Genomic DNA, 25,756 nt, shown 5'->3' on the forward strand with positions numbered 1-25,756 from the left:
GAAACAATCGAATCAATAGGTTCCTACCCATCATTTTTCCGCAAGACATCAAGAAATGCTTTGGGCGGAATCGTCACGCCACCGATAGCGCGCATTTTTTTCTTCCCCTTCTTTTGCTTTTCGAGGAGCTTCCGCTTGCGCGTCACATCGCCACCATAGAGCTTCGCAATCACATCCTTGCGAAATGCCGATATCGTCTCGCGCGCAATCACCTTACCACCCACCATCGCCTGAATTGCCACCGCGAAATTGTGCCGCGGAATAACGGTCTTGAGTTTCTCAACTGTTTCTTTTCCCTCCGAGAAGGCTCGCGACTTTGGTACCATACGAGAAAACGCTTCGACTGGCTCATTGGCAACCATAATATCCAGACGAACTACATCCGACTTCCGATATCCTATCGGCTCATAGTTCATAGAAGCAAATCCCGACGAAACGCTTTTCAAGCGATCATGAAAGCTTACGATCACATCCATAAGCGGCGCATCGAAAGAAAGAAGCACGCGTTCTTCATCAAGATATTCGGTATTCCGATACTCTGCACGAATAGATGCCGAGAGATCCATAAGCGCGCCGAGAAACGATGCTGGCGCAACCACCTTGAGATCGACATACGGTTCATAGATAGTTTCTATCGAAGCCGGATCCGGCATGTCCATAGGCGAGTAGAGTGGCACTCGTCCTTCACTTTCACGAAGTTCAAGTTCATAGATAACAGAGGGCGTTGTAATCGTTGGCGTGAGCGAAAACTCACGCTCGAGACGCGCTTGGATGATTTCGAGATGGAGCAACCCCAAAAATCCGCATCGAAATCCTCGCCCAAGAGCAGCGTTGCTTTCCGGCTCGAAGACAAACGCCGCATCATTGAGTTTCAATTTATCAAGCGCGTCACGCATCTCCGCATAGTCGTCACCATCAACCGGATAGAGACTCGCATACACCATCGGCTTCACTTCTTGATACCCTGGAAGTGCTTCAATAGACGATGAACTCCCCGACTGCCGATCGCCTCGAGAAACCGTTGTGATAGTATCGCCGACACGGCACGAGGCGACATCCTTCTGCCCCGTCGCAATATAGCCGATATCACCAGCGGACAATTCTTCCGTTGGCGTAAGCTCCGGTTTCATAACACCCACCTCGATTGCCAAGCTCTCCGTCGAGGTTGCCATCATGCGAAGCATATCGTCCCGCCGAACCGCGCCATCCACAATGCGCACAGACGCGACAACACCCTTGTACGTATTGTAAGCAGAATCAAAGATAAGCGCGCGAAGTGGTGCTTCCTCGCGACCCTCAGGCGCCGGCACTCGTTCAACAACCGCCCGAAGAATCTCCGAGACACCAATGCCTGTCTTCCCGGATGCAAGGAGAATGTCTTCTTCCTGACAACCGAGAACATGGAGAATTTCCTTCTTCGTCTTCTCGACATTTGCTGCAGGCAAATCGACTTTATTGACAACCGGAATAATTGCCAATCCTTCCTCGATTGCGAGATACAAATTGGCAAGTGTCTGCGCCTGCACGCCCTTGGTCGCATCGACCAAGAGAATAGCCCCCTCGACCGCTGCCAAAGACCGCGACACTTCATAGTGAAAGTCCACGTGCCCAGGTGTATCAATCAGATTGAGTGTATACCTCCCCACTTCTGGAAAATCGTGCGCGCCTTCCCCTATCAAATCTTCTCCCCCCACGTTTCGATGCTCGTACTCATACCGCATCCGAACTGGCTGGAGTTTGATGGTAATGCCACGCTCGCGTTCCAAATCCATCTGATCAAGAAGTTGTGCCTTCATCTTCCGCTTCTCAACCGTCCCCGTCTCCTCCAAAAGCCGGTCTGCCAAGGTCGACTTTCCATGGTCGATATGCGCAATAATGCAAAAATTCCTGATAAACCGTTGATCCATATATTTTCCCCTCATTCAAAACAAAAAAAGAAGCTCCCAACAGCTCCTTCACGGTAGTATAAACCCGAAGAAAAGGCAATTTTCTGCAGAAGCGCTCACATTAACACAATATCAGACCATCGGGCGAGAGGATTCTTCTTCGGCTTCTTTGAGAAGCTGGGGTTGCTTGAGAAAACGAGAAACGATAAATCGACGCACGCTTTCGAGCTCCTCTATCTTGAGCATCCACGCAACAGCGATAAACGTGGCAACGCCCAGTGTGCCAGAAAGGAGCAACTCCGAAAATACGACAAAGAAAGTATCCAGTTCGACATTCCCGAGTCCGAAAGAGAACTTTCCAAACTGCACTGCGAGAAGTGCGGCAAGAGAAGCGAGCGTCACCTTGCTCGTAGAAATGAAAAACTCACGATCATTCCACCCCTCGACACGTTTTCGCAAGAATAAATAGAGGAGCGCAGCATTCACGGTGCTCGCCACTGAGAATGACACTGCGAGCGAAATCGGTCCCCATTTCCCGACAAAGAAAGCGAGAACGGCAATGTGGATTGCCTCCGAGAAAGCAGCAAGCAAGAGTGGCGTCTTCGTATCCTGCAACGAAAAGAATGCTCGAGCAAAAAGCGGTATGAGACTCTGCGCAAAAAGACTCAAGGAGAGCGCGCCAAGAATTTCAAAAGTGATACGCGTATCTTCCCAGTCAAAATGCCCCGTCCCCAAGATAACGCGCACAATTTGTGCGCGAAGCGCGATCATCATAAAACTCACGGGGATAACAAAGAACAGCACCTTCCGAGAGGTCTTCATGAGCATGTCGGAAAATCGACGACGTTCGTCTTTAACGGCAAATCCCGACAGCGCTGGAAAAGCAGCAAGAGAAAATGCAACACCAAAAAGCCCAATCGGCACGCTCTGTATATTATTGGCAAGGGTAAAAGCAGACAGTGTCCCAGAAGCAAGTACAGAGGCGAAAAACGTGACGACAAGAAAGCTCACCTGCCCCACAGCAATACCGAGTGAGCGTGGCACCATGAGCCGCACAACACGCCAAACTTCACGGTTTGTAGCAATTGCCGCCCGGAAAGAAAAAGCGAAACCCGCCTTCCGTACACTCGGATACTGCACAAGCGCATGGAGTAGTGTCCCCAACACGACACCCATCGCCAAACCAATCGGCCCGAAGAATCGAGAGAACACTACTGCACCGAGAATAATACCGACATTATAGAAAACTGGCGCCAGTGAAAAAACAATGAAGTTCCGAAAGGACACCAACACACTCCCAAAAACAGCACTCATGCCGAGAAAGAGTGGTCCAAGTAACATGACCCGCGTAAGACTTGTCGAGAGCAACTGTTTCTCCGGCGAAAAACCGGGAACGATAGCACGTATAATCGGCGCCGCAAAAATTGCCGAGAAAAGCGATACTACACCCAGAAGCAAAAGGAGTAGAAGAAGTACGCCGCTGGCAAGCTCCCAGGCAGACTTCTCATCTTTTTTCTCACGAAGCTCGGTAAAAACTGGAACAAAAGCCGCCGAGAGTGCCCCTGCAACGAGAAGACCGTACAAAAAATCTGGGATACGAAATGCGGCATAGTAGGCATCGAGCACATCGCCCGCACCAAATGTACCGGCCAAAATCCGATCCCGAACGAAGCCAAGCAATCGGCTCACCACACCAAAAACCGCGATAACCAAAGCAGCACCGCCTACCGTCCTATTTGCTCTCCCATGAAACAGCGAAACGACAAGCATTCGCATCCGATACAAAGTCCCCCTCATACATACAAAGATTATCGTTTTTGATTCGAGAAGAGAAGACCAACAAATCGATCATAACTCAGATCTGTCTGCAGATGAACACCCCGCTGAAACGGTACCAGATTTCCCTCAGATTGCCAAACATTTTGGAAGCGTTCTGGAAAAGCTATTTCGGAATCGAGCAAACTTCCCCTCGAACCGGATTGCTTCTGAAAAACAATCGAATACGAATCAAGTGAATTCTCGGTTTGACTTGGATCAACGTGAAATGGAAGCAGGTACGTATAGGAAACCTCAACACTCTCACCAGGACTCACGTATACCCAATTCCCAAATACCGTTTTCTCTGCATCGTCTGAAATGCGCGTCCCCGAAGCGGGATCGATGTGCATCCCCAGTCGTTCGTGCTCGACATCCTGATCGCGAGAGAAGTGTAACGCATCATAGTCAAGCGGCGGATCAACCGTTTCTCGAGTATACCCTTCGGCAGAGAGGAGGGTCGACCCAAGTGGCACATAGACACGCATATAGTCAGCATTCACCCGATCCCACCACTCTCGCCCGGTATGCCCGCCCATATGCATTCGCTTCACGGAAACCGTATCAACAACACTCCCGTCATCCTTTATTTCTGCACGGTGCGTAATCGTTTCATTGATAACACCGTCCGTCTTGTAGCCGTTTATATTCGAGTGTATGACACTGAGATAATCGCGATCCGCCGAAAGCACTTCTCCTGACCATCCGACATTTCGAATGAGTCGCTCCATATCACTATTGCGAGAATAAAAGAGCATCTGTTTCTCCGAAAGCCCGGACTCAACCGCCGAAAGCGCCTTCCCAAACGCTCCAGGAGGAGCCCCTTCCCCAAAAATACGCTCGAGGAGTATTGGTGCCAAATCAGAGAGAATCTGTTTCGGCTTATTTACTTCCCTATCATAAGCAACCTCAACCTGATACTGAATAGTCTCAAGGAAGTTATCTTCATCGACCGTCACGCCGTAGTCCTCCATTCGAATCGGTCCCGTTATCGCGAGAAACTTCCTGAGAATTTCCGGCGTAAAAGCGATAACCCCATCGACTGTCGGACCACCAGTTTTCTCGTAAAATGAAATTGCTTTCTCTGCCGAAACGGGAAAATCAGGAAACCAGTTACTATCATGAAGACTCCACCCGGCGCTAATCTTCTGTATCGGTTCGGGCGGCACGATATTTGTATGAAGCTGACCGTCAGGATTAAAGATGCCATCAACAAAAAACTTTCGCACTCGTCCATCATTCATATCAAGAAAAGCATAGCTCCCGATAAAACCGCCGGTCGCGCGCATTTCCTGATTATTTTCAAAAAGAAAGAGGAATTTCCGCGGTCCATTTCCTCCCAAGATATCCGCAAAGACATCCCCATGAGCAAGAAAGAGTCGCATGCCAGAGAGCACTTCCGGCAGCTTTGTCTTGAGTCCCAAGAACTGATCACGCTTATCTTCCGGAAGGTCGGAAATCGATACCTTGTCGAGATTCTCAAGAGCACTTGAAAGAAGCGTTTCTGCGTGTTCGATTGTTCCGCGCGTCTCTCGGAATACGGAAAGGAATGAGATATTCTGATTACCCGCCAACGGATTCCCGAGCGAAAAAATCGAACCTCCAACTTTTGATATCGACTCACCTGCCGCTGAAATATCTCGCGCAGCGTCCACAAGATATTTTCCCGATGACAATTTCGAAACAAGCGGAAGAAATCGCGCTGTCTCAATTACTGTTCCATTCCAGCTATCAAACAAATCAGACGCCGCCGAAAATGAAATGAACGCTTCTTGAAAAAGTTGATTCGATTCCGCAAAGTTTTTTGTCTTTGCTGTCTCGACCGCCTGCGAGAGCTCCCCGTAGCCCTCAGTGCTCACGCCAAGCACTTCCCCCTTCATTTTCATTCCCTTTTCAAAGAGCCCAATTCCAAGCCACACGCCCCCCAAAAGAAGAATGCCGAAAAAAGAAGTGGGGATGATGCGACGATTGCCGAAAACACCATTAAATATCTTCGAAAGAAAAGAAAGCGACGAAGCAAAAGAAAACCACCACAAAGAGAGTCGCTCCCGAAACAACTGGCGTGGCGACTTAGTAGACAAGCGCGCATCAACATCAGGAAAAGAATCCGATATTGATGCCTGCGTCAAAGAAGTTTCGTGATAGGAATCACTTTCGCCAAATTCATCAGAAACAAATTCATCTTGTAATGGCTCCGTCTGTCGATTCAATGTCACCTGAACAGACTCATCAGGATGCTGACTCTGTTGAGTACGCTCACGATGAATTGTCGGCACTGGCGAAACGAGAGGACGGGGCGATACCGCACAAGAAGACTGCCCCACAGAAACAGTTTTCTTCACTACTCTAATATCCGACATGCGTCGAAAAGAATCCCTTCTCATGAGTGTAAATTGAAAAAAACAGCAAAAGGACATCGATCAAAGCACTCCACATTCATATCACGAATGACCTTTAAAATGTGTTTTATATACAGAAAGCGTTTCTTTTGCCATATTCTCCCATGAAAAACGGGCCACCTGTGCAAATCCCCGAGCACGAAGCGACGTTCGAAGCGCCTCATCATTCCAAATCGATACCAGTGCTGTTTGGAATGCCGACGAATCATGCGGATCAAACAATATCGCCGCATCACCCAATACTTCAGGAAACGTTGTTGCACGCGCCGCAATAACCGGAGAGCCTTTTGCCATCGCTTCAAGGGGCGGCAACCCAAATCCCTCATACAGAGAAGAAAACACTGAAACGCGCGCATACCGATACAAGAGGTCAAGCTGCTCATCTGAGACAACGCCTGCAAAGATTATCCGGTCCATATTTCGCCGTTTTGCATACATCTTGAGACGACGGTAAAAATAATCATCTCCGCCGACCAAGACTAAGCGTGCGGTCGTATCAGGAAACTGATCAAATGCCGAGAGCAAAAATTCGAGATTCTTGTGCGGATAGGCATTCCCTACGTAGAGAGCATACGGCTTCAGTATATCATGAAACGAACTGTATTTCCTTTTGACAGATACTTCCGGAGGAAGAATGCCAATTGATGCAAAAAATTGTACCGCTCTTTCATACGGTAATATTCGACAAACAGGACTCGCTGCCTCATAGGTGACCGTCAACTTATCAGGGGTAATATTATAGCAACTGAGAATATCCCGTTTTGTATATTCTGAAATAGTGATGAGGGAGTCTGAACGAAAAATGGCATTCCGAATTACAAGACGATAGGCGAGGAATTTCAAACGGTAGAGGAGAGGACTGAGCGTCGTCGCACGCAATGTAGGAAATCGCAAAAGAATAAGATCATGCACAGTGACAACAAACGGACGCCTATAAAGAAGTGGCACATTGAAGTGCGGGAAATGTACTAAATCAAGTCGCTCCCGAAAAAGCGCGAGCGGAAAGAGGAATTGTTCTGCACAAGAATACCACCGAAAGTCCGCCAGCACTTTTCGGAAGTGACGATTCGTCGGCACGTAGTGATCAAAATTCTCACGACGCAAAAAAATCACATAGTCATTTTCTGTATCGAGAACCTCGAGCTCTCGAATAAGTTCCGCCGTATACCGCCCGAGACCACCTCGACCAGCCGATCCGTAGAACCGAGCATCAATGCCAATTTTCATGATTTCGCACCTACAGTCTCTGACGATTTCTCTTCCTCTTGTTTCTTTGTAGCGATTTGTTCTTGCTCGGCAGAAAATAAGAAAAGTGCCTGCGCAGCAAGTGCCTTGAAAATCTCAGGGTCTTCTACGGTGCCTGTTTTCTTGCGAAGCACGACAAATGCAAGACTTCCTTTCACTCGCCGAGGCGAACGAATAATACAATAGTCTCCCTCGCGTATCACTGTTTCAGTGCGTTTGGCAAGCTCTTGATAATTTAGTACGGGACATCGCTTTCCGCGTACATCGAATTTCTTTTTGATCACTCCTGAGCGAAGATCGACCACGCACAGAAAGAACACGTCGGTTTTTCCAAGAAGCCCGAGCGCTTCCATGATAGATTCATAGACTTCTTTGAGGCGTTCCGGAGTAATGGCGGCAGTTTCAGGAAGCCCAAGTGCAATATTTTTTACAATTTCCATCTTTCGATTAATCTCCGCGATATAGGAATACGAATCGGCAAGATCACGAGAAACGCGAGAAGTTTCCTTTTGGAGCTTCACTTTCTCGCTCAATTGGAAGCGAAGCTGATTCTCCTTCCACAAATAGATGAGAAGACCTATTGCTCCAACGAAGAAGATGAGAAGCGACTCCTGGTCATCCTCTGCGAGAAACAGGCGATCGCCGTTTATCACCTTTGGAACAAGCACGATAAACACGAAGAGTGTGAGATATATCCAATACATAGGCATGCTCCATCAAGAGTTTTCAGAAAATTTTGAAACACTCTCTCTTCATTACAAATATCAGAATTCGCGAGTCAATTGCTTCAAATGCTCACGAAGTTTCGGTCCTGTTTCAGGATGCTGAAGACCAAAATGCAATGTCGTCTTGAGAAAATTGAACTTATCGCCCGTATCAAACCATTCTCCTTCGAGAATGCGCCCATGAATCGGTTTCCCCTCGCGAAGCATGATATTGAAAGCGTCGACAAGTCGTATTTCACCCGAATCACCCTCAGTCATCGTAGAGAGTGTCCGAAAAACATCATTCGTCAAAATATATTTCCCCGGCGCAACAATCGTACTCGGAGCCGCCTCGACAGATGGTTTCTCTACAATTTCTCGTACACGGACATCTCGAACATTGAGGCTCTCCCCTGCCACCACACCAAACTTCGATACTTCTTCACGAGGAATATCTGCAAGTCCAATAATTGGCGTCTTATACTCGGCATACGCCTCAATAAGCTGGCGAGACGCCGGTATAGCGCTATCATAAATGCAGTCACCAAAAATCACCAAAACACTCTCATCATCATCAACCAAATGCGCCGCCTGAAAAAGCGCATGTCCATCTCCCAAAGGAATCGGCTGCCGCACATACGAAAATTTCGCCAAACCCGAAATTTTCTGCACCGCTTCAAGCAAATCAAGTTTATTCTTCTCAACAAGCGTGTCCTCAAGCTCATATGAGACATCGAAGTGATCTTCAATGGCGCGCTTTCCACGACCCGTCACAAAAATAATCTCTTCGATGCCAGAAGCAACCGCCTCTTCGACCAAATATTGAACAACCGGTTTATCGACAACGGGCAACATCTCTTTCGGCTGAGCCTTCGTCGCTGGCAAAAAACGCGTCCCAAATCCCGCAACCGGAAGAATCGCTTTCTTAATTTTTGTGTGCTCCATATTCGTATACCTAAAGTTCATTCAAGAAGACATCCTGCAAAAAATAAATTGAGAAATTCAAAATAACGCCTATTGATACAACGGGAACCGCTTACATAACACGCGGACTTCTTTTCGCAATACCTTCAAACAACGCTCGTCACCCTTCGACCGAAGCGCTTGATCCATCCATTCGACGATTTTCTGAATATCTCGCTCTTTCATACCGCGCGTTGTCACCGCTGGCACACCAATTCGTATGCCAGACGGATCCATTGGACTTCGTGTTTCATCTGGTATCACGTTCTTGTTAATCGTAATACCGATTGCATCGAGCAATGTCTCAGCCTCTCGCCCACTCACACCGAGTGTCCTCCACACATCTATCAAGATCATGTGATTTTCCGTCCCCCCAAAGAGCACATGGTATCCGCGACGTTGAAACTCGACCGAAAGCTTCGTGGCATTTTTGAGCATCTGCGACGCATATTTCTTGAAACTTGCCTTTGATGCCTCCTGGAACGCAACCGCTTTCGCAGCGATGATATTCATATGGGGACCACCCTGAATACCGGGAAATACCGCCTTGTCGATATCTTTTGCAAACTGCTCTCGCGAGAGAATCATGCCTCCACGAGGACCTCGAAGTGTCTTGTGTGTCGTTGTCGTCACAATATCAAAATACTCAACTGGATTCGGCACGACACCTCCCGCAACCAACCCCGCGATATGCGCCATATCCATCATGGTGATAGCGCCCACCTTCTTCCCAACGGCTACAAATTTCGCGTAGTCAATCTGTCGCGTATACGAAGAGAATCCTGCAAGGAGAAGCTTTGGTTTTTCCACTTTTGCAAGTGCCTCAAGTTTTCGATAGTCAATGCTTCCGTCCGCTTCCGTCTTGTACCGAACGAAGCGAAAAATCTTCGAAGTAAACGTCACCGGATGTCCATGCGTCAAGTGCCCCCCATGAGAAAGATCCATACCGAGCACCGTATCGCCCGGCTGAAGCAGGGCGGCGTAGGCAGACATATTCGCCGAAGCGCCCGAAAGCGGCTGAACATTCACATGTTCTGCTCCAAAGAGCTTCTTTGCTCGATCAATCGCGAGCGTCTCAACCACATCAGTAAACTCCTGCCCACCATAATAACGACGCCCCGGATACCCCTCGGAATATTTATTGGTAAATACGGTTCCGAGTGTCTCGATAACCGCAGGCGAAGCATAATTCTCCGATGCAATCATTTCCAAACCCTCCTCCTGCCGCTTCATCTCCCCAGCTATTGCGAGCATCACCTTTCCATCTGTTTTCTTGAGTTCTGTATATCGAAACATATCGTTACGTTACATCACAGATAAGCCAATCCTCTATCCGGAGAGTATACCAAATAAGCCGGAAAAACAAAAGGAAACCCATTGCAAGCGGGTTTCCAAGAAATACAAACGTCAGATTTTTTCTCTACTATCGCTTGCTCCACTGCGGAGCGCGACGAGCTTTGTTGAGACCAGGTTTCTTGCGCTCCACTTTTCGAGCATCTCGAGTCAAGAAACTCCCAGCCTTGAGAAGCGGGCGGTACTCTCCACTAGCAACAACGAGTGCACGAGCAAGTCCCAATCCGGAAGCGCTTGCCTGCCCCGAAGGACCACCTCCACGGACATGGACGGAAATACGGAATTTGTTCTCCATTCCCACAGCGCGAATTGAATCAAGAAGAAGATTCTGCAGGCGAACCGTCGGAAAGTATTCCTTTGCCGTCTTACCATTCACAGAGACCTCGCTTTCACCTTCAGCGGCGTCTTCAAAAATTCGCACCGTAGCAACTGCCGTCTTCCGGCGACCAACACCAGCAAAATATTTCTGCATTGCTGCCACTTCAATCGCCGGTTCCATCTCCACTTTCTTTTCATCGGAAACAGTCTCCTTTGGTTCATGAACGGCTTTCTTCGTAATTTCTTTCTTGGTTGCCATAAAAAAGCAGAAAAGTTAGAGGGTAAGCGTTTCATCAATAGCATGCTTCTGCTCTGCATTCGGATAGAAAAGCAGTCGAGTCATCATACGATCACGAAGTTTGTTCTTCGGAAGCATGCCATACACCGCCATCTCAAGCACCTTACGCGAATCCTTCTTCATCTGATCTTTGAGACGGATAGAAGTGATGCCGCCAGGATAGCCACTAAAGCGATGATAAATCTTATCTTCAAGCTTTTTGCCGGTCACCACCATGCCATCGGTATTCACCACAACCACGAAGTCTCCACCATCAATGTGTGGAGCAAAATTTACTTTCCCTTTTCCAGAGACTGCTTTCGCAACTCGTGTTGCCAGGCGACCGAGAATCTGTCCCTGTGCATCGATAAGAAAATGTTTCCGTTGAGACTGTTCTTTCATACAATTAGTCAACAAATTCAAGAATAGCCACTTTTGCTCCGTCAGTTTTCCGAGGAGCAAGTTTTACCACACGAGTAAATCCGCTCGTTCGCGTCCCAAACTTTTTCAGAAAATCCACATCACAGAGACGATCGAGCGTCACTTCAGACACGCGCTTCTTCAGAAGTCGGATAGTCGCCACGCGTCGATCAGGAACATCAACGCCCTCCTTGGCAATATTCACCAGACGATCAATACGAGATTTCATCTCCTTGGCACGCGCCTCCGTCGTCCGGATGCGTCCATGGAGCACCAAACCCTCAGCAAGACTTTTCACAAGTGCTCGCCTCTGGCTTCGATTTCGTTCGAGTTTTCGTCCTGAGTTCTGATGATTCATAGTCGTCTCGTTCCTTTCGGAAAATTATGCCGATACCGCAAAAGAAAGTCCCGCTTCCTTCAAAGCATGCTCCACTTCTTCAAAACCCTTCTCACCCATACCAGAAAAATCGCGAACTTCCGCTTCGGAAAGTGCAGCAATATCTGAAAGTGTGTGTATCTCATACGCCGCAAGCACCTTTCTCGTTCTCGCTGAGAACGCGCCGAACTCCGCATCTCCCAATTTCTCCTGCTCCTTCTGAATAACTTCTTCACTACGCAATGCCGAGAATTGACCCATCAAAATAGCAACAGCTCGCTGAAAAGCTTCTTCTGGAGTAATACTCCCATCAGTCAGTACTTCGAGAGTAATGCGATCAAAGTCAGTCCGTTTTCCAACACGCATGTTTTCCACCGTATAGTTTACACGCTCAATCGGCGTATAAATAGCATCAATGGCAATAACACCAATTTCCTTCTCACGTCGAACCTGGTGTTCAACAGCAATATATCCAAGACCGCGCTCCACTGTCAATTCGAGTTCAAGTTCGGCTTTCTTGTCAGTCAGCGTAGCAATCAACTGGTCGCCATTCACGATTTCCAAAGAGGAAGGCGTATGAATTTTCTCGGCGCATACCGCACCCTCGCCCTTTGCCTTCAAAGTTATCTTGACCAATTCATCATCACCATGCATGCGAAAGCGCACCTTCTTGAGATTCAAGATAATTTTTACCATATCCTCGAGAACACCCGGGAGCGTCGAGAACTCATGCGAAACATTCAGAATCTTTACAGAAGTAATCGCTGCTCCTTCGAGGGACGACAACAACACTCGGCGAAGCGCATTCCCCAAAGTAGCGCCATACCCTGGATAACATCCGTCAATTTCAAATTTCCCGAAATGTTCGCCGATCGCCGTATACTTTGGCTCCTGCGGAAGAGATATAGTCTGCATACCGTTTTCCGTTCCTCCTGAGACACACCTCTCCAGAAAAATGTCAGCATTCAGCTGTCAGTATCAAGAGAGATACGCTAGAAAGCGGTTAAGAGTAAATCAACAAAACACTAACCTATTTTGAATAATATTCAACAACTGCCTGCGGATCAACATGGATACCGATATCAGTCCGCGTCGGCACGCCTATCACTTTGCCAGACATTGTAGCCGCATCGAGCTCAAGCCACTGCGGCACATCTTTCTTGTTAATCATCTCACCTTTCTTTTTCTTGAAATATTCTTTTTCAGCCTTTGTGGAAGCAATGGAAATAGTGTCACCAACACGCACTTCCGCCGATGGAATCGACAGGAGTTTCCCATTAACCCGAAAGGCTCGGTGAGAAACAAGCTGACGAGCAAGTGCTCTCGATGAGGCAAATCCGAGACGATACACAGCGCTGTCGAGCCGCATTTCCAAACGAGCAAGCAAGAGATCGCCAGCAACACCCTTTCTGCGACTCACATCTTCATAGTGTTTGCGGAATTGTTTCTCCAAGACGCCATAAATTCGCTTGATGCGCTGCTTCATGGCAAGCTGCTTGCCATATTCGCTCTGCCCTCTCGACACAGTCTTTCCATGAACACCCGGCGCATAAGCCTTCCGCACCATAGCGCACTTCGGAGAAAAACACCGCTCTCCTTTCAGGAAGAGCTTCTCCCCTGCTCGTCGACACAGCTTGCATTTGTCCAAATTTCTCGCCATAAAACCCGTGCTACAAAATTCAATAGAGAATCCCTTTCTAAAAAACTACACTCGACGCGGCTTCCGCGGACGACACCCTCCATGAGGAAGTGGAGTAATGTCACGAATAGACAGCAATGTCAATCCATTGTTTGCCAATGCACGAACCGCAGCCTCTCGACCACTTCCAACACCACGAACAAACACCTCAACTTCCTGGAGTCCGAATTTCCGAGTCTTCTCAACCACTTCGCTCACTACCTGCGTCGCAGCATACGGCGTTGACTTCTTGGCGCCTTTGAAACCCATATGTCCAGAACTTGACCATGCAAGGGTTGCTCCGTTCATATCAGCGAGCGTCACAATCGTATTGTTGTAACTACACCGCACATTCGCGCGACCACGGGCAATCTGATTCTTCCATTTCTTTTTCTTCTTTGCTGCCGCTCCGTCAGAATCAGAAGGTGCCTCTTTCGATGCGACCACCTCCTCAATATCTTCGGTTGACTGCTTTACTTTGTCCTTTTCTCCAGTCATAAAATATGTCTCGTAGAGGTAAACTTGTTTCCTACATTCCTCATCTATTTTTACTCATCAAATTCCGTGGAATTGGCAGATACTCTCAGACCACAAACACACTCCTAACTCTATGTCTTTTCTGCCGCCTTACGACGTCCACTTCCCATAGTTTTTCGGACATTTCCGCGAATGGTTCGCGTATTTGTCTTGGTGCGCTGCCCACGAACGGGAAGACCTTTCTGATGGCGGATACCACGGTAACAAGAAATCTCCTTGAGTCGCTTTACATTCATTTTGACCGCATGTCGAAGTTCTCCTTCAACGCGATATTTCTTCTCAATGAAGTCTCGCAAACGGTTTGCATCTTCAATCGGAAGGTCTTTTGATCGAGTATCTGGATTGAGGGACAACTCCTGAAGGATCTTTCGACTCGTAATGAGTCCGATACCATAAACAGAGGTAAGCGCAATTTCAATGCGCTTTTGATCGGGAATGTTGATACCAGCTATGCGAACCATAGAATTCTCTCTTATCAGTAAAACGGGAAGTGAAAAACTATCCCTGTCGTTGCTTATGTTTCTTCACGGCACAAATAACATAAAGATGCCCTCTTCGCTTTACCACCTTACAGTGTGCACATATTTTTTTGACTGATGCTCTCACTTTCATATCGATAGAGTAAAGAGGGAACCAATGCGGAAAATAACCAATTGAACATTTTTCGATATCGTCTTTCTATTTGAGACGATGGACAATACGTCCACGGTTCAAATCATACGGGCTCATTTCGAGAGTCACACGGTCTCCCGGAAGCAAGCGAATATAATTGACTCGCATCCTCCCAGAAATATGCGCCAGTACCTCATGTCCATTCTCGAGTCGTACCCGAAACGAGGTACTCGGAAGCGACTCTATCACCTCCCCTTCAACACGAATGATTTCTTTGTCTTTGTTCGAACCCATATACGCCCCATGGGCAATGCTGGAAATTAGAAATGCTTCTCTCTCTTCAAATGTCTGTTCGGGAACTATACAGGAAACTGTTTAGAAACGCAAATAGGCGCAAAGAAACGGCAGGTATTTTCTGCCGCCGACGAACACACAAGCAAGGGACCGGTCTACCGAGAAAGTCATTCCTCATGCTAGCGTTTCTTTCGCGCGTCGATCCGAACGTCTCCGTTCCGATTACAAACTTAGGTTTTTTGAGAGCACTGAGTATTCTAGCTAATGGTTGGAATTTTGTCAACAGCACCTTTCTCTCGACCACAATGAAAGAAAATTCACCGCTCCCATCGGGCAGAAGAGCCGCATGGCAGGATAATATTTTCTCTCTGTGTCGCAAGTCCAAGCTCAAATGAAGAACAGTTACCACCATACTTCTTCCCCACTGTGAGCGCCAACATATTGTGTATCACCTGCGGAGAAAGTCCGGTTGTATAGGAGTTGACCAAAACAAAGAGTGGCTGATCAGAGAGGATGTCTGTCGAACGATCAAGCAACGAAAAAAGTTGTTCCTCTACCTTCCATATTTCCCCTTTGGGCCCACGGCCAAATGAAGGTGGATCCATAATAATAGCGTCATACTTATTCCCGCGACGAGCCTCTCGCTCGACAAACTTGAGCGCATCATCGGGAATGAGACGAACGGACGCATGAGCAAGTCCGCTCAATTCAAGGTTTTCTTTCGCGCGCGTCGTCATACCCTTCGAGGCATCCACGTGACAAACTTCCGCGCCGGCATATGCCGCCGCAACCGTCGCGCCGCCAGTATAGGCGAAGAGATTTAGAACACGAACTGGCTTCGACGCCGATTGAATTTTCTCAATCATCCAATCCCAATTCACTGCCTGCTCAGGAAAAAGACCTGTGTGCTTGAACCCCATGAGTTCGATACGAAAACGTAACGCTTTGTATGAAATAGTCCACATCTTTGGCAAAGTCTCTGCAGATTCCCAAGCGCCACCTCCATCACTGCTTCGGCGATACTGTGCATCGGGCACATTCCACCGTTTATCCTCCCCCTGCGGCCATATCGCCTGCGGATCCGGACGTCGCAAGACAAACTCCCCCCAACGTTCCAACTTCTCTCCTCCACTTGCATCACCACGCGGAGTATTGCGAGCATGTCCGCCCACAACATGTGGAGCAGTGCCTCGATCGACAGATACCACGCCAGCATCAATCAATTCGTAGTCCGTCCAATCAGTAGCGATTCGCATAAGGTCAATCAGAAATATATATCGTCGTTCATCTACAAAAACATGAGTCTAGACATTCCTCCGTCGTCGCAAGAGCACGCGGAGTGTCTTGAGACAAATGGAAATATCAAGCCACAATGACCAATTCTCGATATAGAAAATATCAAGCTTATACTCCCCTTCAAATGAAAGATCCGAACGACCCGAAACCTGAGCCATACCAGTAATGCCCGGCTTAATCGTAAGCAGACGTCGATGGTACTCCTTGTATTTTTCCACCTCTCTTGCCTGATGCGGTCGAGGCCCAACCAAACTCATAGAGCCCAGGAAGGCATTGAAAAACTGCGGCAATTCATCGATTGAAAATCGCTCGATAAACGCGCCAACATTCGTTTTCCGAGGATCGTCTTTAATCTTATAGAGCACCTCATCACGCACATTTCGCTCGGCAATAAGTTGCTGTTCATAGGCAAGCGCCTGTTCAAAATTGGGATTCTCTTTCGTAATGCAATACTTCCATCGTATATAGCGAAACTTGTACACAAAAAACTCCTTTCCATCTTCACCGATTCGTTTGTTTTTATAAATAACCGGACCAGCTGAATCCTCAAGCTTGATGAGCAAAGCAACTACAAGCATAAGTGGCGAGAACACCACAATAAGTATCGCCGAAGCAATAATATCAAACGCGCGCTTCAAAATCTTACCCCACCCGTCAAGTGGCGTATGCTCCGCCTCAATAAATGGCTCTCCTTCAAACATGCGTATAGAAAATCGCGATGTTTGAAGTGTCGTCGGAAGATATTTGTAAACAATATTATTCACCTGGCAATAATCAAGAAGCTTCGTCTGCTCCTCATCAGGAACAGACGGATCGCAAACAATAATTTCATCGACACCTCGTGTTTTCCGAATCTCTTTAATTTCGCGAATACTTGCCGAGCCAATCGTCGCAGAAAGCCGATACCCGAGCCAGGGCTTCTCTCTGAATATTTTTGAGAGACGAGCAAGGACGCCATTTCGTCCTACAAGCAAAATACGATGCACCCCAATACCTCGATGTATCAGGAGCCACTGTTGCGCCGAATGAATCAAGAATCGACCAATAACAACGAAGACAACCGAGAGTGTCCACGCAAGTAAGATAATAAACCGAGAAGAGAACCATTCGCGCTTCAAGAAGACCGCAATAATCAATACTACAAGCGCAAGCGATGTCGCAGAGAAAACCTTGTAAGCTTCCTGCCAAAACTTCCGTGTTGTGCGAATATCATAGAGCCCTTCAAACGCATAGAGAAGCAAGAAAAACGGTGCAACGAAAAGCGTAATCGTAAAATATTCATTGAAGGAAAATACTCCGCCAATGCGCCCCAGTTCAAAAAACATACGCGTCTCCGGGAGATCGCGAATCATAAACGCCGCAAGCGCCGCACCGACTATCATGCAGTAGTCCATCGGCACGCGAATAGCGCTGAAAAAAAGTTCCGATCGTTTCATAGAAGATACTTCTAAATCTTGATCTTGCCTAAAGGTTTTCGGAAAGAGATATATCAAGACGGGCGATAAGCCGGATTCTGTTCCTCATTTCCTCGAAAGAAAACAAGGTGCAACCATTTCTCTTGCTGTTGTGTTGCCACAACAATCATTTGCGGCACACCCTCTCTCACCGAAGCGAGACAGGGTACGGCCTTGCACACCGGTAAGGATTTAGCCGTTTCACTCCCACCCCCATTTCAAGAACGATTTGCAGAGAGCGCAAACAAAAAGTGAATTGATTTCACCTTTATTGCTATCAACAACACCAATCTTTCCAAAAATAGGGGCAGGACTCCACTTCGAATATTACTACTCGAAATGCCTCAATTGGTTTCCCCATTGAGCGTCTCTGTTCGCACCTCTCCTGCATCGAAACACAGGCGACGGGTATTACCCGCTACCATCTTTTTCTTTCAAAAGCATACGCTCTCGAAAGAAAGCGTGTCCGGACTTTCCTCCCTCCCCGCGCCTCTTTCAGGAAAGATTTATGAATCAGCAAGCACGCAAACGAATCAGCTTCGCCTTTGTACTCGTAACTGTTTCGGGTTTCCTTAAAAAGGTGCGGGGTCGGGCGATTGCCTGCCCGCCTTGATATATTTCCTTGTTGTCAAAGATCGATTCCTGCTACGAAATACTACTACAAAACAAGAGAAATGTCAACGCATCCTCACAGAAAAATAGAGGCGAAACAGCTCATTTCAGGCATTTTTTGAATCACAAGAACGCTCATGAAAGACGGATTGTCCCTCCAAGACGAGATTCAATGCCTCGGGTGATTTCTAAGAAAACAGCATCAGCTTCTTCTCCGGTAAGTGCTCGATCTTCACGTCCGAGGCGTATATGAAAGGCGAGACTCCGTCCCTCATCAGGACTCACATATCGATCAAAGACTTCAACACCCAGCACAAGACCCTGCCCCGAAGAAATCATGCAATCTTTCACCTCAGAAACAGTTGTACGCGGAGGAACGAAACAGGAAAGATCACGCAACGTCTCGGGGTATTTCCGAATTGGCGTAAAGATTGTATCTGTCGAAATTGCAGAAAGCAATTTCCGAGTGTCACATTCGAAAAGAGCGACGCGTCCCGATATTCCCATCGCTTTCACGAGTAAGGGATGTGCTTCTCCTACCATGCCAATACACTCATTATGAAAAGTGACAATATCCGCCGTGCGCGCAGGATGCCACAAGGACAACTCAGTACCCTGGTGTGGACGAATCGAATACGACACGCGTAAGGCGCCCAAGAGACGCGCCACATCCGAAGTCAATGTCGAAAAAGAAACAGCCTCATCATGCTTCGATGAAATCCGGACCGCCCCGGACACGAATCGGGTTTCCAAAACAACTCCTTCGGAGAGCTTATACGCTTTCCCCAGCTCAAACATTCTGATGTTCTGAAAGCGTCGCCCATTAAATTGAATATTCTTGAGAAGCCCCGGAAGAAGACTCTGCCGAACAAGTGCCTGATCAGGATTCATTGGATTTTCCAGAGAGAGATGTTCGTCGCGATTGAGATGCAATTGCTTCGCATCCGATTCGCTATAGAAAGAATAGTTGAGAGTTTCCGTAAATCCATTTGCCGAGAGATGCGCTCGCACAGATGCTTCGTGAGAACGAATAGGGTCTTCGAGAGTAGATGCGAACAGAAAGTTTGGAGCCCCACTCTCTATGCGGTCATAGCCGATGCCTTTTCCAATCTCTTCTGCGATATCCGCAACTGATTCGACGTCAATCCGATACAAAGGCGGGGTGACGGATATATTTTTCCCCGCAAGAGACACCCCAAAACCGCGAAGCTTGAGCAGTGTCATCATCTCTTTTGTTGAAATATCTGCGCCAAGAAGTGTCGTCACTTCGTGCGGAGAAAACTCGATTGATTTCAATACTGCAAGGATTTTATGTTCATCGACAATAGAAGTCTCTTCACTTCCAGCAATATGCGCCACTACCTCCAAGAGTCGCACTAGAGCGCGTTCAGTCAAATCAGACGAAAGTCCCTTCTCAAATCGAGCTGACGCATCACTCTCGATACCAAGTTGCGTCCGTGTTCGCCGGATAGAAACGGGGTCAAAATGCGCCGCTTCAAAAAAGACATTTTTTGTCTCCACTGTCACACCCGAATCCGCCCCACCCATAATACCGCCAAGAGCAAGCGCTCGATCCTCATCTGCAATTACAATATCTTCCGCGCCAAGCACATACGACTTCCCATCCAGAAGCGTCAGTGTTTCTCCAAACTTCGCAAAACGTGGACCTATTACTTTCTGTTCCGAGCCGGCAATTATGTCCCAATCAAATGCATGGAGCGGTTGTCCCAACTCAAGCATGATAAGATTGGTCGCATCGACAATGTTGTTGATGGAGCGCATTCCGAAAACACTCAAGCGATCAACGAGCCACTTCGGCGAGGTACCGACAGTGACATCTCGAACAAGCGCCCCAATGTACCGAAGACTCTTCTCTCCAGCATCAAGCGAAATGGTAAAGGAATGTTTGTCGTTTGATTTCGGCAGGATGAGCCCGTCATAATCATAGTCGAAGACACGTCCTTCAAGTGCCGCAATCTCACGCGCAAGCCCCACATGCGACAAACAATCATGCCCCCGATCCGGCAAGATCTTTACATCAAGAACCGAGTCAGCCGAGGAAAGAAAGTCCGTAAGAGAAATGCCCACTTCAGCCCCTTCTGGCAATACAAGAATGCCATCATGATTCTCTCCAAGCTCAAGTTCTTTCTCAGAACAAATCATGCCATCTGAAGAAGCTCCTCGAATTTCCGTTTTCTTGATAGCGACATCTCCAGGAAGAATCGCACCAGGAAGTGCCACAGCTACCTTCTGACCCAACTCGAGATTTGGCGCACCGCAGACAATAGTCTTCTCGCCCATCCCGCCGATATCGACACGGGCAACACGCAAACGATCAGCATTTGGATGTCCCTCAACCGAAAGAACCTGCCCAACAAACACTTCCGGAACCGCAAATCCGACAGGAATCACCTCTTCCACCTCAAACGCCCGCATCGTCAAAAATGCCGCGAGTTCCTCGGGAGTTTTCTCCGTACCAGAAAGTTCCTTGAGCCAACGATAGCTAAATTTCATAAATCAAGAACCTGTTGAAAAAATATCGTAACGAACCTTTCTATAAGCACTCTCTAAAACTGAGTAAGAAATCGCAAGTCGCCACTCTGAAAAAGACGGATGTCGGGAATTTTGTATTTCATCATAGCGAGGCGATTCGTTCCAAACCCCCAAGCAAATCCCTTCCATCGATCACGCTCGTACCCAGCCGCCTCAAAAACATTTTGATGCACCATTCCCGCGCCACCTACCTCAAGCCAACCTGTCCCATGACACGACGAGCATCCCTTGCCATCGCAAACGGTACAGGCAATATCAAATTCGAAACCTGGCTCGACAAAAGGAAAATAGCTCGGACGAAGCCGGACATCGATATGCTTCCCAAAGAAGCGGCTGAAGAAGAGCTCCGCAATATACTTAAAATTTCCGACAGACACGTCAGCATCGACAAAAAGCGATTCGAACTGATAGAACGTGTGCTCATGCGACGCATCGGTCGCCTCCGAACGAAAAATCCGCCCCGGCACAATAATGCGAAAAGGCGGCGTATGCGTTTCCATATACCGCACCTGAACCGGCGACGTGTGCGTCCGCAACAAGAGACGGCCGCTTTTGTTGTTGGTTGTTGGTTGTGTGTTGTTGGTAGCCTCTTGGCGGAGCCAGAAGGTGTCTTGCATGTCCCGCGCCGGATGATCCGCAGGCACATTGAGCGCATCGAAATTATAAAACTCCGTCTCCACCTCAGGACCATCAGCGATGTCGAAACCAAGCGAACGGAAAATATCGCAAATCTCCTGCTCGACCTGCGTCAAAATATGGATGTGTCCAATCGGAAGCACTTCCCCCGAATCCGTCACATCGATCCATTCTTTCTCCGCATCAAAACTCGCCGCCTCCAGTCGAACCCTCGCCATCTCGCTTGCTTCGGCAATCTCTTGCTTTGCCATATTGGCACGACTCCCCAGCTCGCGCCGTTCATCAGGCGAGAGCGTTGCAAGACTTTTCAAAAATTGTGTGAGTGCACTCTTGCGCCCCAAGAATTCTACTTGTTTCTCGCGAAACGCATCCAAATTCCCCACCCCCTCAAATGCAAGGAGTGCCGACCGCTTCAGCTCATCCAAAGTATCCATATTCATACCCCTCATTGTAGCCACACCCTCCCCCGCTGTCAAAAAAAGACCTCGCCACACCGGCAAGGTCAAAGGTCAACCAAATACATTCGATTCTTTCGTTTCTTCCTTAAGTCAAGGTGATTTACCGCGGTCTTCCGATATACCAAAATCTCCAGCGTACTCGAATCATACCCGACAGGCACACTCAATCCCATTTCCTGAGCCTTCATGATAATGCCTGTCCATAGTGTTACCGTATTGACCGACGGCCAATCGTAGTCTGGATTCGCCTGCAAAGCCTGCCCATTCGCTTCTGGCACGCCCCAGAGTTCCAAGACACCTTCACTCGTCACGTCGTACCAAAGCACGCTCGGATTGAACATGGCTTCAGCCGACTGAGCTGCGTTGGCAATCATAGTGAAAGCCAACAGAATGATAACATGGTATTTCTTCATCTCTTTTCACTCCGCTCTTTCAGTTGAACAGCAATTGCAATGCCGCAGGACTCGCCTTCTTGGTAGATGGCGTCCGCAATGGCGCTACATTCGGATCCGGACCGGTGACGGGCGAGGACGACATGTCTCGAACAAGAAAGGTTGATTCCCTGCAGTCATTTGTCTCATTCGTCTCCGAAATCTGGCTGTCGTAGTCGATACATGCCCGAGCGGCATGCACGCCGATTTCGGCAACACCCTGGGATATATCGACACTTTCCACTTTAGTCATACCTCCTTTGAGGTTTTCCCGCCTCACTTGATCAAACCCAACAAAGACGCCGTCGATGGCATAGGATATGCGGACTACATCTGGACCAAAATTTTCTCCGAGATTGGCAACGGTCACCTCGAAGGTAAATGCTTCGTTCGGATCGAAAATCGCTTCGCCCAAATTCAGATTCGTCACAGCAACATCGGGATCACTTACCACGTCAAAACGATATTCGTCATGGCAGTTGTCTCCTTCATCAGATTCCGCAATCTTTTTGTCGCCGTCATTGCCATCCGTATCTGCACAGGCAGTGATATTGAACTTTCCCGGATATTCGAAAGCGGGAATGATTTGATAGACTCGACGGGATTGTCCCGCCGACAAATCAGTCATGCTCTCGTGTCCCAGGTTGTCGGGATCGTGATCACGATAGTTTCCTTTGGACAAGTAGCAGCGATTCGCCCAGGTGCCCCAAGCTCCGGCTTCTCCGGTATTCTTGACCTGGATGTTGCAGTAGCTTCGTTCTCCGATATGGATTTGGGAAAGATGCGGGCTGTCCCTATCGGCTTCTTTCACCAGATACAGTTCGTGAACGATGAGATTGGGGAGGTCGCCCGGGTGTTTGCCTCCGGTGATGGGAGGGGGATTGAAGACTTCAACTCCGCCACTGCCCGACTGGAGAGCATTTTCGTCCAGGATTGTCCCGTAACCACCGCCCTGACTGCCTAGACTGCCTATTGGCGACGTCGGACACGAAGATGAAGAGAGAGTGTAGAATTTTCCATTCTTCTGGTCAAAGTAGTACCAGTTGGTTGCGTGTTCGCAAAGCGCACTGTACTGTCCGTGAACCCAGCAAAATGGACAGTAACCATCGCCTGGAAGAGCCCTTGCGTCCTTGGTAATGCAGGTAGCCCTCGAAATATCTCCTCCAACCTTATCTTCGAAATGCAGAAAACGACCGGGGTACTTATTCTCTCCAGGAATAAGAGTGCGCGTTTGATACAACCAATCTCCTTTACCGTTATACTCGGCAATTTCAACCGAAGCCAAAGACCCGTCACTATGAACATTGATTTTGTAGACAAATGCCACGTGACCAACGCTACCAGCTCCAGGCTCGTACGAATTCCATTGCGCCACACTACCCACTGCCGGATACTGATCGATACGAATGCCTACCATGCCAGCTCGGTCCGAATCATCCCAGAGATTAGCATTGCCCCACTTAGCAACCCCGCCATACTGATTAGTGAATTGCACACCACTAAGGTTGAGGCGATAGGCGACATACGAGGTACAGTTGCAAACAGCGAAGTTCCATGCATCGGGCTGATCATGATTACTCGGGCACAACCCACTCACCTTCTTTGCCTGTTCATATCCCGAATCTAATTCGGCAGACACATTCCACGAAATCACGGCCAAACAAACAGCCGAGATGGCCGATTGTTTCAATGTTAACGAACCTTTCACGATAAATCTCCTTCTGTTTCATTGAACAAGATATTCTCTTGAAGCCCCTAACTGTTTCGGAAACTTCTTTGAGAATACCTTCCAGAAAAATTCTCATTTTTTCAATTCACGGACTTTGCTATGCCATTCTTCAACGTTAAGACCAAGCCCCGCTGGGTTAAAAATAGAACCAAACACCTGAGCAACCCCGTAAGTGGCGTCATAAACTCTTTGATCAAAGGCGCAGGGAGATTGAGAACTTTCATAATATACAAAGAATGAATCAAATCTTATAACTGCAACTGTTTCGTTCGCGTAAGAATCTTTGTATTCTAAATCAGATTGCTTCCCCTCCATCCGAGTTACAATACCCCCTGGAAATTCTTCTTGAGAACAATTCTCTTTATCAAGTCCTATCAATGTCTTTGTTGAAAATAAAGTTGACTTTCTGATAGCGCCCTTTATAGGCACTTCCTTCCCATCGACAAGCTCTGTCACAGGACTCTCCTTGTATTTATACACCAAATCATCTGCAATATCCTTGGGAAGCTGAATCTCTATTCCCAATTCAGGAATCGGATACCACACTTGTTCCTGCTCAACAACAGGAATCTCTTGCTGTTTCGGTAGTGCTTGCGTCTTCTCTTTTTTTCCATACCAAACCACTCCACTTGCAATTACAGCAAGAAGAAGTGCAAGGCAGACAACGATAATGACCGAGTTTCGTTTCAACTTCATATCGATGAAGCCTATCGGAAGGCGACACATCCGTCAAATCTCCGGGTTATCTCCCTGCCCCCCCGCTGTCAAAAAAAGGCGAAAGAAAACCGCCTTGGAATTTCCAGGCGGTTGGGTCATGAGAATAAGTCAACAAGGAGAATAAAGTCTTCGCCTCTCCCTGAATCATCTAGGAGAACAACTCCCGCTATCGGGTTTATAGAAAATATACAACCCGATGCCCTATGTAACAAGCTGGCAATATCGGGAGACATTGGAAATCTCTTGAGGATATCCGCTCCACAAATATCACTTTCATCGCAATAAAGCAATTGTGCTGCAACACAGAGAAGCACCCGAAAGAATACACCCAACTCAACAGGAGAAAAACCTCTGGAGAACATCTGGAGCGCATTATCCTGACGATACGTCACTCGTTTGGGAAGTGTCGACAGATTACATCCTGCAATATGAGTACTCAGACCAAATGATAATCGCGCCGATGAAACAACCGAACTTTGGTCAGGATCCTTTCTGCGAAAGGTAACTACCCCCCGACATCGTGTCGTACGAATCCTCTGCACATCAACAACACTATCGATAGAGCTATGCGGACCTGTCTTAGCAATGACAAGAACCACGCCAGAAAGACCCACATACTGAACGACCATGTCGTCACTTATTCCAAAAGGAGCGAGAAGCTCTCTCGGCGGCAACTTTGGCTGACGAAATCCATGATCCTCCTCATACTTGCGAACCGCTCCCAAAAAAAGACGGAGAAATGCAGGGACTCCACACTGAATGCCAAACGTTCGCAATGTTTCTTTCATCTCCCATGAGATAGGAACATGCGAAGGTAATTCATGATAGAGAAATGCATTCCCAACCTTTCGCAAGAACTCATAAAAGTGAGAATCATCCCCCTCTTCGTCATCTCTATCAGAGCAACCGAAGAGCCAGTTCAAACTTGAACGTTCCACCATATCGGTACCTCTCGTAGGTCGTAGAAAATCTGGTTGTTAAGAAACTGGCACC

General features: G+C 47.8%; 24 protein-coding genes. All 24 read right to left on the reverse strand.

Annotated elements, in window-relative coordinates; all coding sequences use genetic code 11:
• Positions 1 to 23: 23 nt before the first annotated feature.
• Positions 24 to 1,907, reverse strand: coding sequence for an elongation factor 4 (lepA, locus tag IPJ67_02370; protein QQR77967.1), 1,884 nt, complete (start codon positions 1,905 to 1,907; stop codon positions 24 to 26).
• A gap of 111 nt (positions 1,908 to 2,018) precedes the next feature.
• The gene (gene murJ / locus IPJ67_02375) at positions 2,019 to 3,683 is read right to left on the reverse strand and encodes a murein biosynthesis integral membrane protein MurJ (GenBank protein ID QQR77968.1); all 1,665 of its coding nucleotides are present in this window, start codon (positions 3,681 to 3,683) and stop codon (positions 2,019 to 2,021) included.
• 11 nt (positions 3,684 to 3,694) lie between these two features.
• Positions 3,695 to 6,061, reverse strand: a complete 2,367-nt coding sequence (locus tag IPJ67_02380; protein ID QQR77969.1) for a DUF4012 domain-containing protein — start codon at positions 6,059 to 6,061, stop codon at positions 3,695 to 3,697.
• A gap of 81 nt (positions 6,062 to 6,142) precedes the next feature.
• Positions 6,143 to 7,327 carry a glycosyltransferase family 4 protein gene (locus IPJ67_02385; GenBank protein ID QQR77970.1) on the reverse strand — a complete coding sequence of 395 codons (1,185 nt, stop codon included), beginning with the start codon at positions 7,325 to 7,327 and terminating at the stop codon, positions 6,143 to 6,145.
• Positions 7,324 to 8,049 (reverse strand): hypothetical protein, encoded by a 726-nt coding sequence (locus tag IPJ67_02390; protein ID QQR77971.1) that lies wholly within the window; start codon positions 8,047 to 8,049, stop codon positions 7,324 to 7,326. The genes IPJ67_02385 and IPJ67_02390 overlap by 4 nt, the downstream gene beginning before the upstream one ends.
• 60 nt (positions 8,050 to 8,109) lie before the next feature.
• A complete protein-coding gene (locus IPJ67_02395) occupies positions 8,110 to 8,994 on the reverse strand; it encodes a UTP--glucose-1-phosphate uridylyltransferase (protein QQR77972.1) in 885 nt (294 codons plus the stop codon).
• 69 nt (positions 8,995 to 9,063) lie between these two features.
• Complete coding sequence (locus IPJ67_02400; GenBank protein ID QQR77973.1) at positions 9,064 to 10,308, reverse strand: serine hydroxymethyltransferase; 1,245 nt, start codon at positions 10,306 to 10,308, stop codon at positions 9,064 to 9,066.
• A 127-nt stretch (positions 10,309 to 10,435) separates the two neighbouring features.
• Positions 10,436 to 10,837, reverse strand: coding sequence for a 30S ribosomal protein S9 (rpsI, locus tag IPJ67_02405; protein ID QQR78031.1), 402 nt, complete (start codon positions 10,835 to 10,837; stop codon positions 10,436 to 10,438).
• A gap of 120 nt (positions 10,838 to 10,957) precedes the next feature.
• Positions 10,958 to 11,362: a 50S ribosomal protein L13 gene (gene rplM, locus IPJ67_02410; GenBank protein ID QQR77974.1), complete on the reverse strand. Its 405-nt coding sequence runs from the start codon at positions 11,360 to 11,362 to the stop codon at positions 10,958 to 10,960.
• A gap of 4 nt (positions 11,363 to 11,366) precedes the next feature.
• Positions 11,367 to 11,738 (reverse strand): 50S ribosomal protein L17, encoded by a 372-nt coding sequence (gene rplQ / locus IPJ67_02415; protein ID QQR77975.1) that lies wholly within the window; start codon positions 11,736 to 11,738, stop codon positions 11,367 to 11,369.
• A gap of 24 nt (positions 11,739 to 11,762) precedes the next feature.
• Complete coding sequence (locus IPJ67_02420) at positions 11,763 to 12,671, reverse strand: DNA-directed RNA polymerase subunit alpha (protein QQR77976.1); 909 nt, start codon at positions 12,669 to 12,671, stop codon at positions 11,763 to 11,765.
• Between the two features lie 115 nt (positions 12,672 to 12,786).
• On the reverse strand, positions 12,787 to 13,416 hold the full coding sequence (rpsD, locus tag IPJ67_02425) for a 30S ribosomal protein S4 (GenBank protein QQR77977.1): 630 nt from the start codon (positions 13,414 to 13,416) through the stop codon (positions 12,787 to 12,789).
• A 45-nt stretch (positions 13,417 to 13,461) separates the two neighbouring features.
• Positions 13,462 to 13,932, reverse strand: coding sequence for a 30S ribosomal protein S11 (gene rpsK / locus IPJ67_02430; GenBank protein ID QQR77978.1), 471 nt, complete (start codon positions 13,930 to 13,932; stop codon positions 13,462 to 13,464).
• A gap of 110 nt (positions 13,933 to 14,042) precedes the next feature.
• A complete protein-coding gene (gene rpsM, locus IPJ67_02435) occupies positions 14,043 to 14,432 on the reverse strand; it encodes a 30S ribosomal protein S13 (GenBank protein ID QQR77979.1) in 390 nt (129 codons plus the stop codon).
• Between the two features lie 37 nt (positions 14,433 to 14,469).
• Positions 14,470 to 14,583, reverse strand: coding sequence for a 50S ribosomal protein L36 (rpmJ, locus tag IPJ67_02440; protein QQR77980.1), 114 nt, complete (start codon positions 14,581 to 14,583; stop codon positions 14,470 to 14,472).
• A 66-nt stretch (positions 14,584 to 14,649) separates the two neighbouring features.
• Entirely contained in the window at positions 14,650 to 14,877 is a 228-nt protein-coding gene (gene infA / locus IPJ67_02445; protein QQR77981.1) for a translation initiation factor IF-1, read from the reverse strand.
• A gap of 317 nt (positions 14,878 to 15,194) precedes the next feature.
• Positions 15,195 to 16,133, reverse strand: a complete 939-nt coding sequence (locus IPJ67_02450; GenBank protein ID QQR77982.1) for a class I SAM-dependent methyltransferase — start codon at positions 16,131 to 16,133, stop codon at positions 15,195 to 15,197.
• A gap of 48 nt (positions 16,134 to 16,181) precedes the next feature.
• Positions 16,182 to 17,609, reverse strand: coding sequence for a sugar transferase (locus IPJ67_02455; protein QQR77983.1), 1,428 nt, complete (start codon positions 17,607 to 17,609; stop codon positions 16,182 to 16,184).
• A gap of 765 nt (positions 17,610 to 18,374) precedes the next feature.
• Positions 18,375 to 20,753 carry a phenylalanine--tRNA ligase subunit beta gene (locus IPJ67_02460; protein QQR77984.1) on the reverse strand — a complete coding sequence of 793 codons (2,379 nt, stop codon included), beginning with the start codon at positions 20,751 to 20,753 and terminating at the stop codon, positions 18,375 to 18,377.
• 53 nt (positions 20,754 to 20,806) lie between these two features.
• Positions 20,807 to 21,862 (reverse strand): phenylalanine--tRNA ligase subunit alpha, encoded by a 1,056-nt coding sequence (gene pheS, locus IPJ67_02465; GenBank protein QQR77985.1) that lies wholly within the window; start codon positions 21,860 to 21,862, stop codon positions 20,807 to 20,809.
• A 68-nt stretch (positions 21,863 to 21,930) separates the two neighbouring features.
• Entirely contained in the window at positions 21,931 to 22,299 is a 369-nt protein-coding gene (locus IPJ67_02470) for a hypothetical protein (GenBank protein ID QQR77986.1), read from the reverse strand.
• A gap of 19 nt (positions 22,300 to 22,318) precedes the next feature.
• A complete protein-coding gene (locus tag IPJ67_02475) occupies positions 22,319 to 23,971 on the reverse strand; it encodes a CHAP domain-containing protein (GenBank protein QQR77987.1) in 1,653 nt (550 codons plus the stop codon).
• A gap of 147 nt (positions 23,972 to 24,118) precedes the next feature.
• On the reverse strand, positions 24,119 to 24,742 hold the full coding sequence (locus tag IPJ67_02480) for a hypothetical protein (protein ID QQR77988.1): 624 nt from the start codon (positions 24,740 to 24,742) through the stop codon (positions 24,119 to 24,121).
• Between the two features lie 116 nt (positions 24,743 to 24,858).
• Positions 24,859 to 25,704, reverse strand: coding sequence for a hypothetical protein (locus IPJ67_02485; GenBank protein QQR77989.1), 846 nt, complete (start codon positions 25,702 to 25,704; stop codon positions 24,859 to 24,861).
• Between the last annotated feature and the right edge of the window lie 52 nt (positions 25,705 to 25,756).

This window comes from Candidatus Moraniibacteriota bacterium, assembly GCA_016699385.1.
Classification (GTDB): Bacteria; Patescibacteriota; Minisyncoccia; order Moranbacterales; family UBA1568.

Bases quoted from the DNA above. Each gene is read 5' to 3' on its own strand.
- IPJ67_02485 (QQR77989.1), bottom strand. From the start codon at position 25,704: ATGGTGGAACGTTCAAGTTTGAACTGGCTCTTCGGTTGCTCTGATAGA.
- IPJ67_02455 (QQR77983.1), bottom strand. From the start codon at position 17,609: ATGAAACGATCGGAACTTTTTTTCAGCGCTATTCGCGTGCCGATGGAC.
- IPJ67_02450 (QQR77982.1), bottom strand. From the start codon at position 16,133: ATGCGAATCGCTACTGATTGGACGGACTACGAATTGATTGATGCTGGC.
- IPJ67_02420 (QQR77976.1), bottom strand. From the start codon at position 12,671: ATGCAGACTATATCTCTTCCGCAGGAGCCAAAGTATACGGCGATCGGC.
- rpsI (QQR78031.1), bottom strand. From the start codon at position 10,837: ATGCAGAAATATTTTGCTGGTGTTGGTCGCCGGAAGACGGCAGTTGCT.
- IPJ67_02385 (QQR77970.1), bottom strand. From the start codon at position 7,327: ATGAAAATTGGCATTGATGCTCGGTTCTACGGATCGGCTGGTCGAGGT.
- infA (QQR77981.1), bottom strand. From the start codon at position 14,877: ATGGGTTCGAACAAAGACAAAGAAATCATTCGTGTTGAAGGGGAGGTG.
- murJ (QQR77968.1), bottom strand. From the start codon at position 3,683: ATGAGGGGGACTTTGTATCGGATGCGAATGCTTGTCGTTTCGCTGTTT.
- IPJ67_02470 (QQR77986.1), bottom strand. From the start codon at position 22,299: ATGAAGAAATACCATGTTATCATTCTGTTGGCTTTCACTATGATTGCC.
- lepA (QQR77967.1), bottom strand. From the start codon at position 1,907: ATGGATCAACGGTTTATCAGGAATTTTTGCATTATTGCGCATATCGAC.
- IPJ67_02395 (QQR77972.1), bottom strand. From the start codon at position 8,994: ATGGAGCACACAAAAATTAAGAAAGCGATTCTTCCGGTTGCGGGATTT.
- rpmJ (QQR77980.1), bottom strand. From the start codon at position 14,583: ATGAAAGTGAGAGCATCAGTCAAAAAAATATGTGCACACTGTAAGGTG.
- pheS (QQR77985.1), bottom strand. From the start codon at position 21,862: ATGGATACTTTGGATGAGCTGAAGCGGTCGGCACTCCTTGCATTTGAG.
- IPJ67_02400 (QQR77973.1), bottom strand. From the start codon at position 10,308: ATGTTTCGATATACAGAACTCAAGAAAACAGATGGAAAGGTGATGCTC.
- IPJ67_02460 (QQR77984.1), bottom strand. From the start codon at position 20,753: ATGAAATTTAGCTATCGTTGGCTCAAGGAACTTTCTGGTACGGAGAAA.
- rpsM (QQR77979.1), bottom strand. From the start codon at position 14,432: ATGGTTCGCATAGCTGGTATCAACATTCCCGATCAAAAGCGCATTGAA.
- IPJ67_02380 (QQR77969.1), bottom strand. From the start codon at position 6,061: ATGTCGGATATTAGAGTAGTGAAGAAAACTGTTTCTGTGGGGCAGTCT.
- rpsK (QQR77978.1), bottom strand. From the start codon at position 13,932: ATGACTGGAGAAAAGGACAAAGTAAAGCAGTCAACCGAAGATATTGAG.
- rplM (QQR77974.1), bottom strand. From the start codon at position 11,362: ATGAAAGAACAGTCTCAACGGAAACATTTTCTTATCGATGCACAGGGA.
- IPJ67_02480 (QQR77988.1), bottom strand. From the start codon at position 24,742: ATGAAGTTGAAACGAAACTCGGTCATTATCGTTGTCTGCCTTGCACTT.
- rpsD (QQR77977.1), bottom strand. From the start codon at position 13,416: ATGGCGAGAAATTTGGACAAATGCAAGCTGTGTCGACGAGCAGGGGAG.
- rplQ (QQR77975.1), bottom strand. From the start codon at position 11,738: ATGAATCATCAGAACTCAGGACGAAAACTCGAACGAAATCGAAGCCAG.
- IPJ67_02390 (QQR77971.1), bottom strand. From the start codon at position 8,049: ATGTATTGGATATATCTCACACTCTTCGTGTTTATCGTGCTTGTTCCA.